Annotated in this window: 13 protein-coding genes and 2 pseudogenes; 2 read left to right on the top strand and 13 right to left on the bottom strand. The window is 37.4% G+C overall.

The genetic code is table 11. The annotated features are described in order from the left end of the window. Nucleotides 1-32: 32 nt before the first annotated feature. From IGL17_RS03890 to IGL17_RS03880, 3 genes are all read right to left on the bottom strand, one after another. Nucleotides 33-1229 (bottom strand): multidrug efflux MFS transporter, encoded by a 1197-nt coding sequence (locus IGL17_RS03890; protein WP_002381323.1) that lies wholly within the window; start codon nt 1227-1229, stop codon nt 33-35. Between the two features lie 210 nt (nt 1230-1439). Next, a complete protein-coding gene (locus IGL17_RS03885) occupies nt 1440-2846 on the bottom strand; it encodes an NCS2 family permease (RefSeq protein ID WP_002355943.1) in 1407 nt (468 codons plus the stop codon). 150 nt (nt 2847-2996) lie between these two features. Next, on the bottom strand, nt 2997-3572 hold the full coding sequence (locus IGL17_RS03880; protein WP_002385113.1) for a DUF1361 domain-containing protein: 576 nt from the start codon (nt 3570-3572) through the stop codon (nt 2997-2999). 205 nt (nt 3573-3777) lie between these two features. On the opposite strand from IGL17_RS03880, the gene IGL17_RS03875 reads away from it, so the two are divergent. Then, on the top strand, nt 3778-4581 hold the full coding sequence (locus tag IGL17_RS03875; RefSeq protein WP_002355941.1) for a Cof-type HAD-IIB family hydrolase: 804 nt from the start codon (nt 3778-3780) through the stop codon (nt 4579-4581). Between the two features lie 114 nt (nt 4582-4695). On the opposite strand, the gene IGL17_RS03870 is transcribed toward IGL17_RS03875, so the two are convergent. From IGL17_RS03870 to IGL17_RS03835, 8 genes and pseudogenes are all read right to left on the bottom strand, one after another. Next, a complete protein-coding gene (locus IGL17_RS03870) occupies nt 4696-5781 on the bottom strand; it encodes a hypothetical protein (RefSeq protein ID WP_016617838.1) in 1086 nt (361 codons plus the stop codon). A 142-nt stretch (nt 5782-5923) separates the two neighbouring features. Beyond that, entirely contained in the window at nt 5924-7534 is a 1611-nt protein-coding gene (gene aspD / locus IGL17_RS03865; RefSeq protein ID WP_010828674.1) for an aspartate 4-decarboxylase, read from the bottom strand. A 159-nt stretch (nt 7535-7693) separates the two neighbouring features. Continuing rightward, nucleotides 7694-8104 carry a nucleoside-diphosphate kinase gene (ndk, locus tag IGL17_RS03860; protein ID WP_179117017.1) on the bottom strand — a complete coding sequence of 137 codons (411 nt, stop codon included), beginning with the start codon at nt 8102-8104 and terminating at the stop codon, nt 7694-7696. Between the two features lie 109 nt (nt 8105-8213). Continuing rightward, nucleotides 8214-8867: a DUF4767 domain-containing protein gene (locus IGL17_RS03855; RefSeq protein ID WP_002376227.1), complete on the bottom strand. Its 654-nt coding sequence runs from the start codon at nt 8865-8867 to the stop codon at nt 8214-8216. Between the two features lie 42 nt (nt 8868-8909). Then, nucleotides 8910-9650 (bottom strand): annotated as a pseudogene (locus IGL17_RS03850) (aminoglycoside phosphotransferase family protein); the annotation flags it as partial. Between the two features lie 45 nt (nt 9651-9695). Then, nucleotides 9696-10840 (bottom strand): IS3 family transposase gene (locus IGL17_RS03845; protein WP_202255337.1). Its coding sequence is split into 2 segments (ribosomal slippage): nt 9696-10567 and nt 10567-10840, totalling 1146 coding nucleotides; the frame shifts between segments, so codons are not numbered across the junction. 89 nt (nt 10841-10929) lie between these two features. Then, nucleotides 10930-11136: pseudogene (locus IGL17_RS03840) on the bottom strand (aminoglycoside phosphotransferase family protein); the annotation flags it as partial. 214 nt (nt 11137-11350) lie between these two features. Beyond that, entirely contained in the window at nt 11351-13609 is a 2259-nt protein-coding gene (locus tag IGL17_RS03835) for an amidase family protein (protein ID WP_438759976.1), read from the bottom strand. 161 nt (nt 13610-13770) lie between these two features. On the opposite strand from IGL17_RS03835, the gene IGL17_RS03830 reads away from it, so the two are divergent. Then, a complete protein-coding gene (locus IGL17_RS03830; RefSeq protein WP_016617843.1) occupies nt 13771-16008 on the top strand; it encodes an ATP-binding cassette domain-containing protein in 2238 nt (745 codons plus the stop codon). 48 nt (nt 16009-16056) lie between these two features. Here IGL17_RS03830 and IGL17_RS03825 read toward each other — a convergent pair whose 3' ends face one another. Both IGL17_RS03825 and IGL17_RS03820 read right to left on the bottom strand, forming a co-directional pair. Beyond that, nucleotides 16057-17112 carry an endonuclease/exonuclease/phosphatase gene (locus IGL17_RS03825; RefSeq protein WP_016617844.1) on the bottom strand — a complete coding sequence of 352 codons (1056 nt, stop codon included), beginning with the start codon at nt 17110-17112 and terminating at the stop codon, nt 16057-16059. 22 nt (nt 17113-17134) lie between these two features. Beyond that, the gene (locus tag IGL17_RS03820; protein ID WP_002364651.1) at nt 17135-17719 is read right to left on the bottom strand and encodes an AAA family ATPase; all 585 of its coding nucleotides are present in this window, start codon (nt 17717-17719) and stop codon (nt 17135-17137) included. Nucleotides 17720-17785 lie beyond the last annotated feature (66 nt).

Raw genomic sequence — 17785 nt, 5'->3', positions numbered from 1 at the left:
ATTGTAACTGGTTTTTTTATCTTTTCAACTGTTTAGAGCTTTTTATTTAAAACTTTTCGGAAATTAAAGAAGGACAGCCCAATGTTTCCTAAAACGAAACAAGCGGTTACCAGAAAAACAGAAGAATAGCCAAAACCATGGGCAACAGTCGACCCTACCATCGGTCCTAAAACTTGACCGAAATTACTACACATCTGATTGTAACTATAAACTCTACTTACGCCCTCCGTTGGCGTTATTTTACTAATTAACGTATTAATCGATGGCATTAATGCGCCTGTTGAAAAACCTAAAAGGAATCGTAAAACACCTAACTGAAAAGGTGTTTGCACAAACGCCATGGGAATGTAACAAATAAAAGAAAGAATTAATCCGCCTAATAAAACTTTTTGGTTCCCAATGCGGTCCCCAATTTTTCCCAAAGTTGGAGAAGAAATAATTGCTGAAACGCCGGCAATCGAAACAATCAAACCACTAACAAATAATACATTCTCTGTATCGCCACTTAAAGATCGAATATATAGCGTTAAGATTGGGCTGATACTTGTAATTCCTAATTGTAAAATTAACGTAGTCACAAACAAACCAATCAATACTGAAACATGATCCATCTTACTAAAAATTTCTTTCGTCGTTAATAAATCCTTTTTCTCAACTGGTTGAAAATCTTCTTTAACTAAAAAGATAGTCAACAACGTTGTAATGAATAAAATAACGCCGGTAATAATAAAGACATTTTCCATTCCAAACCACTGTGCCAACGCACCGCCAATCGATGGCGCAATTAACGTCCCAGCAATTGCACCTGTTGATAATGTCCCTAGAGCCCAGCCATTTTTCTCTTTTGGCGCCTGCGACGCAATCATCGCTGTTGCGTTAGGAATATAGCCGGATAAAATCCCGTTCATAAAACGCATAATCAACAGCCAGTATACATTAGGGACAAATGCTAACGCCCCCATTGTGATCGTCATTCCTGCTGCAGCCCGAATCATCATAATTTTCCGACCTTTTCGATCAGCTAAATTTCCCCAAATCGGTGCAACAATCGCAGCAGCAAACGCCGTGACAGAAATTGCCAATCCAGAAAACAACTCTACTTGACTCTTAGGCGTCCCTAATTGTTCAACATATACTGGAATAAACGGCATAACTAAGCTAATACTCGCCCCTGTAAAAAAGCAACCAATCCATGCGACTAATAAATTCTGCTTCCATTTTATTTTCATACTTTTATCCACCTTATCACCTCTTCACCTACCACTATACTCTAAAAGAGTGAATCTCTCAAAAGAAAATTCTTTTTAAAAAAAAGTCTGACAGACCGGTCAAAACGACCAATCTGCCAGACTTCTTAACACTTGGGCTTAAGATAAACAGCTGAATAAATGCAACACCTTCAAAGCTAACCGCTGTTATCTCAGCCTCACTTCTATTTACTATAAAATAGCTAAGATTACAAAGTTTAAGATAAACAACGCATCAATGACCCAAATAATTGGTGAAACTTCTTTGGCTTTTCCTTTGACTACTTTCACCACTGCATAAAAGATGAACCCAGCAGCAATCCCATAAGAGATGCTATAACATAATCCCATGAAAATTGAAGCAAAAAATGCTGGAATCGCATCTTCTAAATCCGTCCAATTGATGTCTTTGAAAGAAGCTAACATCATAATTCCCACTAAAATTAACGCTGGAGCCGTAGCTTGTGCTGGCACAATAGCAATAAGTGGTGAAAAAAGACTACTTAGGGCAAATAGAATTGCTACCACTACCGATGTCAAACCTGTTCGACCACCCGCACCGATTCCTGCTGCACTTTCTACATAAGTTGTCGTATTCGATGTACCAAAAATCGCACCGATAGATGTTGCAATAGCATCTGCAAATAGAGCTTTGTCCATTTTAGTGCTGAAACCCTTACTATCTTCTAAAGCTAATTCATCTTCTTTAGAGAAAATCCCTGTTCGACGTCCCGTACCGATAAATGTTCCAATTGTATCAAACGTATCTGATAAACTGAAGGCAATAATGGTCATTAAAACTTGAGGAATTTTTGAAGAATCGCTAAACAATGACTGTAAGCCCTCAGCACCAAAAGCAGCGCCAAAAGTTGTACCTAATTCTTTAAATGAATTGCCCAACGAATTAGCATGCCAATCAACCGAAGCAGTGTCTACCACCCCCATTGGAATTGCGACTAACGTAGTAACTACAATGCCAATTAAAATAGCCCCACGAACATTCGTGACAACTAAAATCGTTGTTAAAACTAACCCAATTACCGCCAAAATAATGGCTGGATTATCAAAATTTCCTAAAGCGGGCACGATACTCGAACCATTCACAACACCATTTTGAGGTTCTGCTTGCACTGTGAAACTTAGTAAGCCAGCATTTTTCAACCCTACATAAGCGACAAAAATTCCAATCCCACCACCAATAGCATGTTGTAAACTCTCTGGAATTGCTTTAATAATCATTTTGCGAATTTTTGTCACTGTAATCAAAATATTAATCAAACCACAAATAAAAACCATTGCTAATGCTTGTTGCCAAGTATACCCCATCCCAAAAACGACCGTAAACGTGAAGAAAGCATTGAGTCCCATCCCCGGTGCTTGAGCGTAAGGTACATTAGCAAACAGCCCCATAATTAATGTACCGATGATTGAAGCAATAATGGTCGCTAAAAAAACAGCCTGAAAAGGCATCCCTGTTTCTGAAAGAATGGACGGATTAACAAATAAAATATAACTCATTGCAAAAAAGGTCGTAACCCCTGCCATTATTTCAGTTGATACCGTTGTCTTGTTTTCCTTTAATTTGAAAAACGTATTCATAATTGCACTTCTCTCCCTTAAAATCCATGTTTTCGAATAATTACTCTTTGATTATAAGAGAATCGCTATCTTTTTACAACAAAATATTAACTATTATATATATTTTTCTATATAACGTTCGTGTTTTGCTGATATAAAAAAGAAAAAGCTTTACATTGCTTCTTCTTTTCCTAATAATTGGATTAGCCCAAACAACAGCATCTGTAGAAACATCATTAATAAAATAAACATTAATTTTTGAAGGGACCAGTCAAAAAAGATAATTTTCACTGTTTCAATTGGACTCATAAAAAGATAGACACTGTGTAATCGATCAAAACGTCCAACATAAATCGCCAAAGCAGACAAGAAATGAAGGCTGGCTTGAAAGACTACAATTGTTCTATAGCCGCAATAACTTTGCAATTTCTGGCTAACAGTTGTTACTGTTTTCATCCCTAAAAGCCCATATATAACAATCCCGCTAGTTAAGCAAACAAACGCCCACCAATCACCAATTTGGTTTGCAAAAATCGTATTAAAACCTCGATAAATAGATAGCGTTTCTAAATGAAAAAAATCCGTAAATAGGTACGGCGCATTAGGATAAAAAATTAACCAAGCAAAACCTATCAACCAATCCCTTTTACGTTTTTCTGCGTTTAAAAGATAACTAAGTTCAATTGGAATATAGGCTAACAACACGTTCAACGCCATAAAATGAAAATGCGTAGCAAATAACCACATATAGATACAATAGACTAAGGTGATCACTCGTAAATAATTTCTAGAATTTTTCAAGATGCTCTGCGCTCCTTTTTCAAACGGTTTATTTTAGTGTAGCATACTTCTTAAGCTTTTTTTTAAACCTTATAAATGAACATGTTTCTCCCCTTGATAATCTTCGGTTTTATGCTAGACTGAGTAAAAGGCATTTAGGAGGAATTTTTACTTGAAAAAATTAATTGCTATTGATTTAGACGGCACAACATTAAATGCACAGTCTTTAATCAGTCCAAAAACCGAACAAACACTAAAAAAAGCGATTGACAACGGTCATTACGTCAGTATTGCCACTGGACGTCCCTATAGAATGAGTCATCAATTTTACCAACAACTTGGCCTAACGACCCCTATGGTTAACTTTAACGGCGCTTTAGTCCACATTCCAGAGAAAAAATGGGACTTGGAAAGCGAAGCCAATATTGAGCGTGACCTAGTCTTTGACATTTTGGCACAGAAAAAAGAATTACAATTAGATTTTGTTGCTGCTGAAAACAAAGAAACATTTTATATCGATACGTTAGATGGGTTCGATCCGAAATTTTTTGCTTCCAAAGCAACCTTAGATAATTTACTTACTGCTAAAAATTTACGAACAAATCCTACCTCAATGATGGTTCGGACCACACCAAACCAAGCTGAAAAAGTTGCTGATACATTGACAAAACAATATGGTGATTATATTGATGTCCGCACTTGGGGCGGTCCAATGCCTATTTTAGAAATGGTCGCAAAAGGAATTCAAAAAGCCCATGGCGTTGATCAAGTGGCGAACTTTTTATCTGTCAAACCAGCTGATATCATTGCTTTTGGCGATGAACATAATGACGAAGAAATGTTAAGTTATGCTGGTTGGGGTGTTGCTATGAACAATGCCACGGATAAAATTAAATCCGTAGCCAACGATGTCACTGAAAAAACAAATGATCAAGATGGTTTAGCAGATTACTTAGAAAATTATTTAGATCTATAAAAGGCTAAAATAAAAGTATTTCTTTAAAAAGAACTCACTTTGGTTTAGCTGATAATCTTAAGACTACAAAAGTAGGGCATAAGTCGAAACGACTTATGCCCTACTTTCGTTTTTTTATTCCTTCAATGAATTTTGAAACGTGCTGATTTTTTCAGCCAATCTTTGATAAGTAGTAAAAGACGGATGCTTTAGCTCTTGTTCTTCGTTAACGGATAAAGTTTGTTGTGTCGTAATGGCCTTTGTTAGTGCATCTACAAAATGAATAAAAGAATTGTTGGTTTGTTTATTGTATCCTGGTGAATAATATTTCGATTGACGATAAAAAGGCCGCAGGGCTGTTTCTGTGATTTTTTCCTGTTCATCTGAAAAGTATTCATCATAGCTGACATGTTTTATTTTCTGCTCTTCTGTTATCACTTGAAGTCGAGCGATTAGGCCATTGCCTAAATCTTCTGCGTAACTGATATACGTTTCTTTCGATGGCTCTTTTAGCCAAGTGTCCATCTCTGCTGCTAAAGGCATTAAACCTTCACGCGCAGAAGTTGATGAACCGCGTACCGTATAAAAATTACCTGTGACACGATTTTCGTCACGCATTTGTTTTTCTACATAAGTAATACCATTAACAACGGTGACTAACGTATCGTCTGTGCGCGTGTTGCTTGCTTGAAATTCAGGATAATCCGACAGGCGTTTGTTGACACCCGAATAGCGTGTATCGTAATAAGGATCACTAGCAAACTCTGTAAACTCAACATTCAGAATCCGTTGCGTTTCAGGTTCCGTAATAATCTCTACAATGCCGTAATTTCCGCCAGTAAATACACCTTCATTTTTATAATAGTTACCCGTCATTAATCCCAAAGGCGGTTGATTGGACCAAAACATTTTTTCCTTTTTTTCTTCTGGTGTATATTTTGCTGGTGGGGTTGTCCCAAATGTCGTTTGTGTGGCCCCTGTAACCACTTCGTACGTGTATTCATGAGAATCAAAAGTCAATTGATTAGCAATCAGTTCGTCATTTTTAGTCGGCGCTTGTTTTTCCACCGCAGAAGTCGTTTGATTGGTGACGGTAACTTGCTTCACTTGCTTTGTCTCTTGCGGTCCACTTGTTGTTTGTTTCGTTGGCTCTTGATCTGGCGCACAACCAACCAAAATAAATAATCCGATAAAAACCAACATTCCTTTAATATGTTTCATTCACTTCTCTCCTTTTTATAAACGCTTAATTTCCTCTTATCTCCAGTGTAGCAAACATTTATAAACCAAAACTGACGGAAAAATGAATAAATAATAAACAAAAACGCTAAGTCTCCTGCAGCTTAAGAGACTTAGCGTTTTTTTATTTAATTGCTTGGCGCTTTTGGCGCAACCACTCTTCTTTAATGTGTTCAGATAGGCGAATCATTCGTTTACCAACTTCACTATATTGGTTAGTAGCTAAATTGGCTAAAGAAATTCGAACTGACCATTTGTCACTCCCGAAAGCATCCGCTTTTAAAAGCATTAATTTTTCTTTTTCTGCTAAAGAGGTTAATACTTTTGTGATCGTCCACGATTTCGTTAAATAACTTGAAAATTCTGGGCCATAACGTTTTTCTGTCCAATCTCTAAAGTTAATTTCACAATAGTATGCTGTATTTAAACTTGCTAAAGGCTCTTCAATGCCTAAGGTGCGGAACAAGAGCTTTTCACGCGTATGACAAATATCCATCACTTCGTCTTTATATGCTTGACCGTCTTTTAACAAAGCATACAAACTAAATAAAGCCATCATTGCTTGCTGAATAGAAGAAAGTCCCGCTGCATGGTTCAACGCAATATCGCGGCTGTCTGCGACTAAGCGGCTGATAAAGTTAATTTGGCTTGTGTCTGCATTCAATGTAGCATAACGTGCCTGTAATTCCATTTTTCGAGCCACTGGCAATTCTTTTAATAATTGGTCAAAGATGTTCTCTTGGCTAACCGCAATAGTCCCCACACGCCAACCGGTAGCGCCAAAGTATTTAGAATAAGAATAGATACAAGCTGTATTGTAAGGTAACTCCGTAAATAGTGAACGGAAAGCTGGCACAAAGGTTCCGTAAACGTCATCTGTTAAAATCATTAACTTAGGGTTATCCACTGCAACGATTTCTTTGATTTGTTCAATGGTAGGTTTTCCCATAGCATTAGCAGTTGGATTGCTGGGATTTACGACAAAAACCGCTTTGATGGACGGGTCTTTTAATTTATCAATTTCCTTGTTTGAGTATTGATACGTCGTTTTTCCATCAATAATCATTTGCTCTGCTTTGATTTTAACCACGTCAAAATCATAACGTGGTAGTTCTGGAATTTCTAGATAAGGAGCAAACGTTGGTAATAACAACGCAATACGATCACCTTTTTCTAGTAAATAATTATTTGCCAACGTATCAAACAAGTAACAAATCCCTGCTGTACCACCTTCAACGGCAAAAATATCAAACGGTTGTGCTTCGCTGGAAAATAATTCTTGATTTAAATAGGCTTTAATCGGTTGTTCACACGCCTTCAAGCAACGAACAGGATTCGGATAATTATCCCCAATCACATAGTCTAACATGGCATCTAACCACATTTCCTTATCCATCCCAAAATAGTTATGCTCTGCTGTCCAAATTTCTTGTAAGAAGGTTGCCCCTTTGCTTGGATTTTCTGCTAAAAAGTTTAAGAAGCGTTGTGTTCTACCAAAACTTGGCTGAATCATACCAGCCGTTTGTTCGCTCCCCTCTCTTAACGTTTCTTTTGTAGCAAATTGACCTAATAAAAAAAAGGCTTCCCTTGGTGTTGGCGCCGTCCAATTAGGATTGCCTCGCCCTGCATTTAACAATGTTTCTAAATTATGATTTTCTTCATGTAATTTCTTCTCTAAAAATAGACTTAATTCAAACGGACTAAGATTTTCTGTCAATTCATCACTTGTTATCATTTTATCCTCCTGAAGCACACGCGGTCATTTAGTATTTAGTATGTAGTCTATACTACTCTTCTACCTCCAGATGTCAACCATTTAAGCGGAATATTCTGACAATTAATAAAAAAGAAACAATCCTTTATAAAAAATAAAGGATTGCTTCTTTTTTGATGATTAACCAAAGAACCGTTGCATCTCAATTTTTGCTGATTGAACAGAATCAGAAGCATGGATTAAATTTTTGGTGACAGACAACCCATAATCCGCTCGTAAGGTGCCACTTTCAGCATCTAACGGATTCGTTGCTCCAACTAATTTACGCACTTTTTTAACCACATTGTCCCCTACAACGACCATCACAACCACTGGGCCACTTGTCATATAGGCTAATAATTCAGGGAAAAATAGTTCATCTTTTAAATGCTCATAGTGTTCCTTCACTGTTTCTACTGTTAGTCGTTCGAATTTAAGGTGCAATAAGTCAATATCTTTATCTTCAAAACGTTGAATGATTTTGCCAACTAACTTTCGTTCAACGCCATCTGGCTTAATAATTACTAAACTTGTTTCCTTCATTTTTTCCATCCCTTTCAAAACTTCCTTTTCCCCTTTCCCAAGGGGTAGCTACAGAATAAAATGAAAGCGGATACTTTGTCAATGATAAATTTTCTTTTCCTTTTGATTAAATAAAAAATTAAAGATTATTCACAAGGTTTGTGAATTGTTCTTTCAGTTCTGTATTACTTGTTTCTTTTAAAAACAAATAAGGTTGCTCTTCTACTGGCTGTTCTTTACTCACATAAACTTTGGCTTCACCATTCACTAAAGTAAATAAATAGACATGCTTCTGGGCAACTTGTGTCGCACTGTCAGAGTATACTGCCACCAGACAATAACCCCCTTCGCTGCCTGTTTCTGACCAATTTAACCAAATGGGATTGTTCCCAATAGCTGGTTGTATTTTAGGTTCATAACTCAATAAATCATCAGGCACTTGAATCGTGTAAAAAGCTACAGAGTGACCTGGTTGGTACGCTTGATAGTTCTGATTGCGTTCTTGACCCCAGGTTTCCATGTATTGTCCTAACTGTTTTGCTTTTTGCTGATTCCAAATCGTCCCTTCTTCTGTAACTAATTCAGTTAATTCTTGTGTTTGCGTTGTTTGCTCTAATTCCAACGCCGTAGTTTGACTAACTTCGGTTGCTGAAATTGCTCTTGTTTCTTCAGTATTTACATTGTTTGTTTGTACGGTTTGTACTTTCTGTGATTCCTCTTTCGATTTTTGCCAACCACAGCTAGATAAAACGCTTCCAACAACTGCTATCATAATAATCCCATTTAGTTTCATTCCTTAAACTCCTGTTTTTATTTTTATTCTATCGAAATAAACCTAAAATCTCAATCCCTTTCTTTGGATAGTTGAAAACCATTTGGGAACTAGTAATTCTCCACAATTATAGTCCTCTAGTAATTGTTGGTATTGCTGTTCCATAGTCCTGATTTCTTTTTCACCAAAGCTCAGTGCCCAAACTAAAGAATAGAGTCCTGCGTGAAAAGTATAAAGCTTTTGAAACTGCCAAAACAAGGTAGGAACTTTCCCAGCAAAATAACCTTGTAATTGACCATAAGCAAACAATGGCGAAACATTTCTTGAAAAAAATTGTAACTTGTAAAATTCTTCATAAGGATCCCCAAAATCCCATCGATTAAAATCAATCACACCGACCTGCCTAGTTGGCAAGTAAATAAAATTTCCCACATGGAAATCTCCATGCTGATAAACCACAGGCCGTTGTTGCAATAACGGTAATTGTTTTTCTAAATATGAAATTATTGGCTGCTGGTACGGCATACAAAATTGAGATTCCTTATACTTATTTAGTTGGCTCTGCTTTTTTTCGTATAAATTTCGCGCAATCTCTCTTTGACTAATCCTTTCAGGCAACAAAAGCTTATGGATTTTGTTTAAATAGCGGCCCGCCTCTACGCCTAAGTTCAGTTGTCTTTTAGGAGAAAGAGCGGGTAAAACATCGCTTAAGTCTTCACCTTCTAGATACGTTAATAACATGTATCCTTGTTCACTTTCAGGAATAGGTGCACATAAAAAAGGTTTAGAACTGGGAAATCCTAACGGAACTGACCTAAGATTGTGAGACAGGAATAAAAAAGCATTTTCCTAGACTGCTGATTTCCGATAGTCTATCGGCGATTGGTAGTCTAGTTTTTGTTGAATTCGACTTTCATTATAATAAGTAATGTATTTTTTTACAATTTCTATTACAATAGATGTAGGTTCATTTGTGAGCCCATCTAAGTAGAACGTTTCAGACTTTAGTGAGGCATGAAACGATTCGATGCAGGCATTATCTGAAGGTGTCCCTTTGCGGGACATACTCATGGTAATGCCTTTTGTTTTTATTTGATTCTGGTAGTCAAAAGAAGTATAAACAGAGCCCTGATCACTATGCAATAGACAATCCGTTGTTTGGGGCAATTGATCAAGTGTATCCAGAACAAAAGCCGTATCTTGCTTATCACCGATGGTATAGGCGATAATTTCACCATTGTATAAATCCATAATTGAAGACAAATACAATTGCTTTTGACCAAAAGGCAGATAAGTAATATCTGTTACCAATTTCTTTAAAGGAGCGTCTGAAGAAAATTGTCTATTTAGCTTGTTCTCGACAACCGTGTAAGGTTGTCCCACTTTACTGCGTTTCTTCATTTTCACGCGACAATTCCAATGATATTTCTGCATAATCTTTTGTACGGTGTTTTTGTTTACTTTGTATTCCTGATTAATCAACGCAGTAATCTTTCGATAGCCATATCGAAACTTATGCTGGAAGCAAAGTCGACGAACGGCTTCTTCAAGAGGTGTTAACTTTCCCAAGTCTTTTCGATGAGTCCAACGATAATAAGTAGCTCGCGAAACGCCGAAAAGTTGACACAATGCAGTAATGGTTATTTTTCCTTTCATTCTTTTAACTAATTCTACAAATATTTCTGGCTCCACGTCCTTTCCAATTCTTTGTACTTTTTTAGCACCTCAATATGCATTTTTAAATAGTTATTTTCATTTCTAAGCTGTTGTTCATTTGATCGAATTTCTGGACCTTTTCCATAAACATATTGTTTTCCAACGGGTTGAACCAGACGATGATTCTCGCCATTACGGTACCAACGCCACCATGTTTCAATTTGTGTTTTGTTTTTAATTCCTAATTCTGCCATAATTATTTTTACAGGAATATTCTCTTTTTTCATCTGTATAGCCATTTCTTTGATGTGAATCGGATAAGAAACTCGATTTCCCATTGAAAAAGCACCTCCTAGTTAAATTCATTTTAACGTGAATTCAACAAGAGGTGCTTTTTTATTTTGTCTCAGTTTATTGGGTCAGTTCATAACGCCGCTACTTTTTTGATAAATTGATATTCTTGTTGTTTGGCTAATAACTCTTCTTGTTGAAAAATTCGCAATAAAAAGGTTTCTTGATTTTTGGTAACTTTAAACTTTAAATCAGTTGACCAACCACGGTGAATAGCTTCAACTTTTTGCCATTGCTGAAACGCTGGAATCTTCTCAAACGCCCTCATTACTTTCGCCTCCATTTCCCTATTGGTTTTAGTATACCAAAGAAAAAAGGCGAGCCTGGGACAAAAATCACTTTGAATTTTTGTTCCAGGCTTAAAAATTGATAAACGGCGGGAACAGAAGCAACTCCTTCGGAAATAAGCCGAAATTCTCCAAAAATTAAAGAACAATTTTCGGAAATTCCTTCTTATTTCTCGGAGTTAAACACTTCTGTCCCGACCTCGTCACTGGTTATCGTTTTCTAGTTTTCCTTATATAAATCGTTCCACTCGTTACTAAGAAAGCTCCTCCTAAAACAATCCAGAAAGTACTAGGTACTTCTGCACCTGCTTTTGGTAATACTTTTTTTGGAAGCTGTTCTTGTTTCCCAATCATACTTTTATTAGAAAAAGCATGCGTACTTTCTGTTGATTTGGTTCCCTGATTGGCTGATGAATTCAGCGAATTATCTAAGGATGACTCACTAGTAGTTTTTCCAGATTTGTCTGGGTTTTGGTTTTGGTTTTGGTTTTTTCCTTCGCTTGGTTCTTCGCTTGTTTTTGGTTCTTTATCTTTATCTGGTTCGCCACTTGCATCTGGTTCTTTGTCTTTGTCTGGCTCGCCACTTGCATTTGGTTCTTTGTCTTTGTCTGGTTCGCCGCTTGCATCTGGTTCTTTGTCTTTGTCTGGTTCGCTACTTTCATCTGGTTCTTTGTCTTTTTCTGGTTCGCCGCTTGCATTTGGTTCTTTGTCTTTGTCTGGTTCTTCTACATGTGGTTGATTTATCTTGTGGTTATTTTCAAATAAAGCACCTAATTGTAGCAATGTTCGGTCTTCATTTAATGCACTATTAAATTGAATCCCCAAAGGCAGTCCTTCTTTTGAAACGTAAGTTGGCACACTTAATGCTGGATGTCCAAATAAATTTGCTTGTTGTGTAAACGGTGTATATGTGAACGCCGTCAGCCATTGGTCATAAATCAATTGTTTTTGTTCTGCTGGTGACAATTGATCAATTCTTTCCATCTGTGCTGCATGTTCTGGTTTTAGTAACGGATTATCAATACTAGGTGCGGTGGCAGCTGTCGTTGGTGTTAATAAGATAGGATACTGTTGATAAAATTCGTCCATCGCTTGTGCTTGTAAAGCAATATCTGTCCAAGCCGCAGTTGTCTCTTCACTCGTTATATTTTTTCCTGTTTGAAAAAGCGCCCATGTTAACAGTTCTACATCATTTCGTTCAAGCGGTCTTTTCAATTTCTGCCGCGCCATAAAATCGGCAATTCCTGCTGAGCCAGCAGCTACAGTATAATAATTTTTCATTAGACGTTCCCCATCAACAGGGTGCTTCACTTCAACCAATGTGTACCCTTGGTCTTTTAAAAAAGCAACAGCTTCAGCGACCGCCTCTTTTGCTTCGGCACTTACAGGCGTTCCGGCAGGGGATTCTGTTGTATAAGCAATGGGTTGCGCTTGACTTAAATGTCCCGCAGGAAGATCTTTTTTGGTTAATAAGGTTTCAAATAATGTATTTGTATCCGCCACGGTTCGACTTAAACCAAAGTGAACAGTTTGACCTTTTGCACTATTAGAATTGCCAATGATTACTCCTCTAGAAGGTTTCAAGCCTACGGTGCCTGTCCAAGAAGCAGGGATGCGGATAGAGCCACCAGCATCACTTCCAGAAGCAATGGGAACAAATGCCGCGGCGACACTAGCGCCCGCTCCGCCTGAAGAACCACCTGAATAATGGTTAGGATTCCATGGATTGACGGAAACGCCATATAACTTTGAATCTGAAATATTCTTCCAACCTAATTCTGGATAATTCGTTTGACCAATGATTATGAATCCAGCATTTTGTAGTGCTTTGACAAAGGTCGATGTCCCACCAGCTACTTGATCTTGGAGAAAACCAAAACCGTTCGTGTTGCTTTCACCTTTCAAGGATTGTCCTAACCCTTTTAGTAAGAGCGGCACACCTAGAAATGGTTGACCTGTATCTTGTAAAGCTTTTGCTTCTGTCAAAGCCGCTTCTTCTCGTAAAGTAATGACCGCATTTAATGTAGGATTTTCACGTTTAGTGATGGCCAACGCAATTTTTACTAATTCTTCGCTCGTTACCTTTTTTTCTCTTACTAAAGTTGCTAACTCCAGTGCAGTTGCTTGTTTATAATCTGCTTCTGAAAAAACATTCTCTGCAGAAACAGCTTTTCTATCTGTATCACTATTTTGTATCTCATTTGTGGTTTCAGTAGTTACTGCAACCACATTTCCGCTACTGCTTTCGGCGATTGCCGAAGAGGATTCTTTTTCCTGCATCACCGTTTGGCTAGTAGTTTCAGATTCCAAATTAGCTACAGTCTGACTGGTTTCTGTTGTTACTGATTCCGTCTCTGTTTGAACGGTTGTTTCTAGTATACTTTCTTGTGCCAACATTGGTACCCCTACCAGTGTTTGGCTAATTAATAAAATAATCCCTAACTTTTTGAACAAAATCGACTTCTTCATAAGTCACATCCTTTATCTATTAATACAGATAAAAAATCTGTATTACTTATAGCATAAATGAAAGCGATTAAAAAGTAAAGTTCTCTTGAAAATTCCCATGTTCAACTTTTAGGCTAGGTTCTTTTTATATGCTAAAATAGAATAGAAACGGAGGTTTTTTAATGGAATGGATTGAAATTAAGCACGCAACACAAAATAATTTGAAGAATATCTCTGTCAATATCCCTAAAAAGCAACTAACTGTTGTTACTGGACTTTCGGGTTCAGGAAAGTCCTCCTTAGTATTTGACACATTAGCCGCTGAATCACGTCGTGAACTAAATGATACATTTAGTTCGTTTGTTCAAAATTACTTACCCAAATATGGTCGTCCAGAAGTTGAAAAAATCGAGAATCTTCCTGTTGCAATTGTCATTGACCAGAAAAAAGTAGCAGGTAATTCTCGTTCGACAGTGGGAACGTACACAGATATTTATACGTTTTTACGTTTGCTGTTTTCACGAGCAGGTTCTCCATTTGTTGGTTATTCAGATACTTTTTCGTTTAATCATCCGGATGGAAAATGTCCAACATGCGATGGCTTAGGAAAGATTACCGAAATCAATCTTCATCAGCTAGTTGATTATGACAAATCATTAAACGAAGGGCCTATCGATTTCCCCACATTTACAGTTGGCAACTGGCGGTGGAAGCGTTATGCTCATAGTGGTCTATTTGATTTGGATAAAAAAATCAAGGACTATTCTCCTGAAGAGTTAGCATTATTTTTATATGCTCCACAACAAAAACTAGCTAATCCACCCAAAGAGTGGCCTCATACAGCTTTGTATGAAGGAATCGTCCCGCGTATGCAACGTAGCATATTGCATACAGACGAAGGCAAACGTCATCAAAAATACCTTAATCACTTTGTTACCGTAAAAAGATGTCCTGATTGTTTAGGAAGTAGAGTCAATGAACGTGTTCGTAGCTGCAAAATTAATCAGAAAAGTATTGCTGATGCTGTTGACATGCCACTCACTGAATTACATTCTTTTATTCGTTCAATGGACCTATCCTTAATAAAAACTATTCAAGAAGAGCTACTTGTACGTCTAGAAGCATTAATTAATATCGGTCTCTCCTACCTCACATTAGGACGGGCAACTGAAACACTTTCTGGTGGTGAAGCACAGCGGATTAAAATTGCTAAGTATGTAAACAGCGCCTTAAACGATATTATGTATATTTTAGATGAACCAAGTGCTGGCTTACATCCAAAGGACATCGAACGGATCAGTCGTGCATTGCTCAATTTAAAAAATAAAGGAAACACCGTGGTTCTGGTGGAACACAATCCACAATTAATTAGAGAAGCTGATTTTATCATCGATATAGGACCTTTCGCAGGCGAAAATGGTGGCCATGTCCAGTTTTCAGGAACGTATGACGCATTTTTAGCCTCCAAAACCTTGACTAGTCAAGCGCTTCAAGAGCCGCTCCCTTTAAACGACCAACCAAGAAAAGCAAGGAAGTCTTTAACAATCGAACATGCGACACTGCATAATTTAAACAATCTATCTGTCGAAGTTCCGTTAGGAGTTTTGACTGTTATTTGTGGGGTCGCTGGTTCAGGTAAATCATCATTAGCGGAAGAAATTTATCAAAAAGCCCAAGCTGATAACCAAGAAATTATTCATCTTTCACAAAAAAGCATTACCGCAAATTTACGATCCACACCAATGACCTATCTCAATATTTTTGATAAGGTCCGCAAACTGTTTGCGGAAGAAAATCATGTTAGTCCAGCTTTATTTAGCTATAATTCCAAAGGCGCCTGTCCTACTTGCAAGGGGAAAGGAATAATTGTCTCCGATATGTCTTTTATGGAGGATGTCACTAGTATTTGCGAAACCTGTCACGGAACGCGTTACAAAGAAGAGGTGCTTCATTATCTGTATAACGGAAAAAATATCGTTGAAGTACTAGCTTTAAGCGTTAAAGATGGCTATGATTTTTTCAAAGACCAGCCTTTTGCTCTTTCATTAAAAAATTTACTAGAAGTTGGCTTAAGCTATCTTAAACTCAATCAATCGCTCTCAACATTATCTGGTGGCGAATTGCAAAGGGTAAAATTAGCAGACACACTTCACCAAAAAAAAGCTATCTATTTAATGGATGAACCTACAGATGGTTTACACTTAATTGATATCCAACAAAGTCTTCAACTTTTCAATCGAATGGTAGAAGAAGGAAACAGCTTAATTTTATTAGAACATCACATTGACGTGATTAAAAGTGCCGACTGGTTGATTGAACTAGGTCCCGAAGGTGGAGAAAATGGCGGACAGCTTCTTTTTACAGGAACGCCAGCAAATATGTTAAATTCCACTCATTCTATTACTAAAGGCTATCTGTAAAATAAAAAGTACAAACGGTGCAAGCAACAAGCACCGTTTGTACTTTTTCTATTTTAACCCAACTTCCATCTTCACAGGTTGGTGATCTGTATATTTAAATTGTTCGTCCTTTGTTTTCACGCTATGAACAGCCACATTATCAGAAACAACAAAACCATCAATTACATACACTTGGGATGTTTCATAAGAGCCAGTGTAAGGCTTATTAAGCACCCGCACAGTCGGTTGTTGATCATCATAAGCAAGTGAAAAATGTTTAGGTAAGTCTGCAGGATCAATTTCTCCTGGCGCCCAACCAGCTTCCCCTAAGTCAGGATATCGATGACTGCCTTTGAAAACTTGATTAAAGTCACCTCCAGCAATTACATAGTTTCCTTTAGCGTATTCTTGGGATAATACCTCAGCTAACTTTTTGCTTTGAGCAATCTTCCCTTCCCCATTGTCATAGGCTTCCAAATGTAAGTTAAAAACCACTAATTCTTTGTCTGTGCCTTTAATTGGAAAGCGCGTTTCTAGAAGCGCTCGTTTTAAGTTACTAATGCTAACGGGCCAACGAAAGGGATTGGGTAAAGCAATGCGTTGGGCCTCTGTTATTTTTTCATTTGATAATGTTAATAAACCACTTTCTACTCGTCCAATCGGCGGCCAAGGAATGGGCACATAATCTACCTTAAAATTATAAGCAAATGCGCTGTTCAGCTGTAGCTGTTTTTGTAATTCTTCCTCTTGATTGACTTCATAAGAACGTTGCGAGCGACGATCGACTTCTTGGAATAAGTAAATCATCGCTGGTAATTCTTTTAAAGTTCCTTCAATGCCTGTTAAATTCTGTTGGACCATTGCCTTATTAACTGGTTGGACAGTTTTGCCACCGTCCATAAAAAAATCTTCTGTTTGTCCTAGGCCAGCATAGCCTATGTTATACGTGACTAAAGAAATGGATTGCTTTTTTTCGATGGTTTGCTCTGAAAATTGTTTATTTATAGCAACTGGTTCAACCGCTCGTGGTCGAAACTCTCGGAAGGTTAAATATCCTATCAAAATTAAAGCTATGCTTAGAAGAAGGACCATCAAGCTACCGAGATATTTAAAAAACTTTTTCATTGATTCCGATGTTCCTTTCACATTATGTCAAACCAAAAGTAGCAATTATCTTCGTTGCTACTTCTTCTGGTGTCATGTTTGAATTATTTATTTTCGTTATTTTTACATTTGGAAATGTACTTTCTAGTTCACCTTCGTGGCTTACTAACCGATGTTCTTTGAAGGTATTGAGTAATTCTTTTCGAGAAAAGTCGACATCGCGTTTTGAAGGTTTTGCCTCTAGCCGCTCTGGATGAACATTCCGTTCTAGGCGGATTTCTGTTGAAGAGACGAGTTCGACGAAATAAACGGACTCATGTTTACTAAGAAAAATTTCTGATATTTCTTCTAAAAATTGAAAATCCTGTTCTTGATCAAAAGCAATCACCACTGTAAAAATAATGTTTTTTGTTGTATTTGTGGCTGGATTTTCTACAAAGGCATGAAAAAGTTCCTTTCTAACGGAATCAGACAATTGAAACGCACGTTCCGTATACCCAAGATAGTTTGCAAATAAGTCAATGGTTTGATGATTAAATAGTAATTTAGCATCTAACTGCTTTTCTAAAGCCTTGCCAACGGTCATTTTCCCGACAGCTTGGGCACCAATTAAAACGATTAAAGACATCAACTTTCCCTCCTCTAGTCTAATTTTTAGGTGGCTATCTTCTACTATATCACACTATATTACAAC

The sequence above is a fragment of the Enterococcus sp. AZ088 genome (assembly GCF_051714845.1).
In the GTDB taxonomy this organism is placed as follows: Bacteria; Bacillota; Bacilli; order Lactobacillales; family Enterococcaceae; genus Enterococcus; species Enterococcus faecalis.
This window is presented reverse-complemented; position numbering and strand designations above follow the sequence as displayed.

Excerpts from the sequence above, each read along its gene's own strand:
- aspD (WP_010828674.1), bottom strand. The coding sequence starts at position 7,534 with ATGATAACAAGTGATGAATTGACAGAAAATCTTAGTCCGTTTGAATTA.
- ndk (WP_179117017.1), bottom strand. The coding sequence starts at position 8,104 with ATGGAAAAAATGAAGGAAACAAGTTTAGTAATTATTAAGCCAGATGGC.
- IGL17_RS03830 (WP_016617843.1), top strand. The coding sequence starts at position 13,771 with ATGGAATGGATTGAAATTAAGCACGCAACACAAAATAATTTGAAGAAT.
- IGL17_RS03890 (WP_002381323.1), bottom strand. The coding sequence starts at position 1,229 with ATGAAAATAAAATGGAAGCAGAATTTATTAGTCGCATGGATTGGTTGC.
- IGL17_RS03885 (WP_002355943.1), bottom strand. The coding sequence starts at position 2,846 with ATGAATACGTTTTTCAAATTAAAGGAAAACAAGACAACGGTATCAACT.
- IGL17_RS03820 (WP_002364651.1), bottom strand. The coding sequence starts at position 17,719 with ATGTCTTTAATCGTTTTAATTGGTGCCCAAGCTGTCGGGAAAATGACC.
- IGL17_RS03870 (WP_016617838.1), bottom strand. The coding sequence starts at position 5,781 with ATGAAACATATTAAAGGAATGTTGGTTTTTATCGGATTATTTATTTTG.
- IGL17_RS03835 (WP_438759976.1), bottom strand. The coding sequence starts at position 13,609 with ATGAAGAAGTCGATTTTGTTCAAAAAGTTAGGGATTATTTTATTAATT.
- IGL17_RS03880 (WP_002385113.1), bottom strand. The coding sequence starts at position 3,572 with ATGTGGTTATTTGCTACGCATTTTCATTTTATGGCGTTGAACGTGTTG.
- IGL17_RS03855 (WP_002376227.1), bottom strand. The coding sequence starts at position 8,867 with ATGAAACTAAATGGGATTATTATGATAGCAGTTGTTGGAAGCGTTTTA.
- IGL17_RS03825 (WP_016617844.1), bottom strand. The coding sequence starts at position 17,112 with ATGAAAAAGTTTTTTAAATATCTCGGTAGCTTGATGGTCCTTCTTCTA.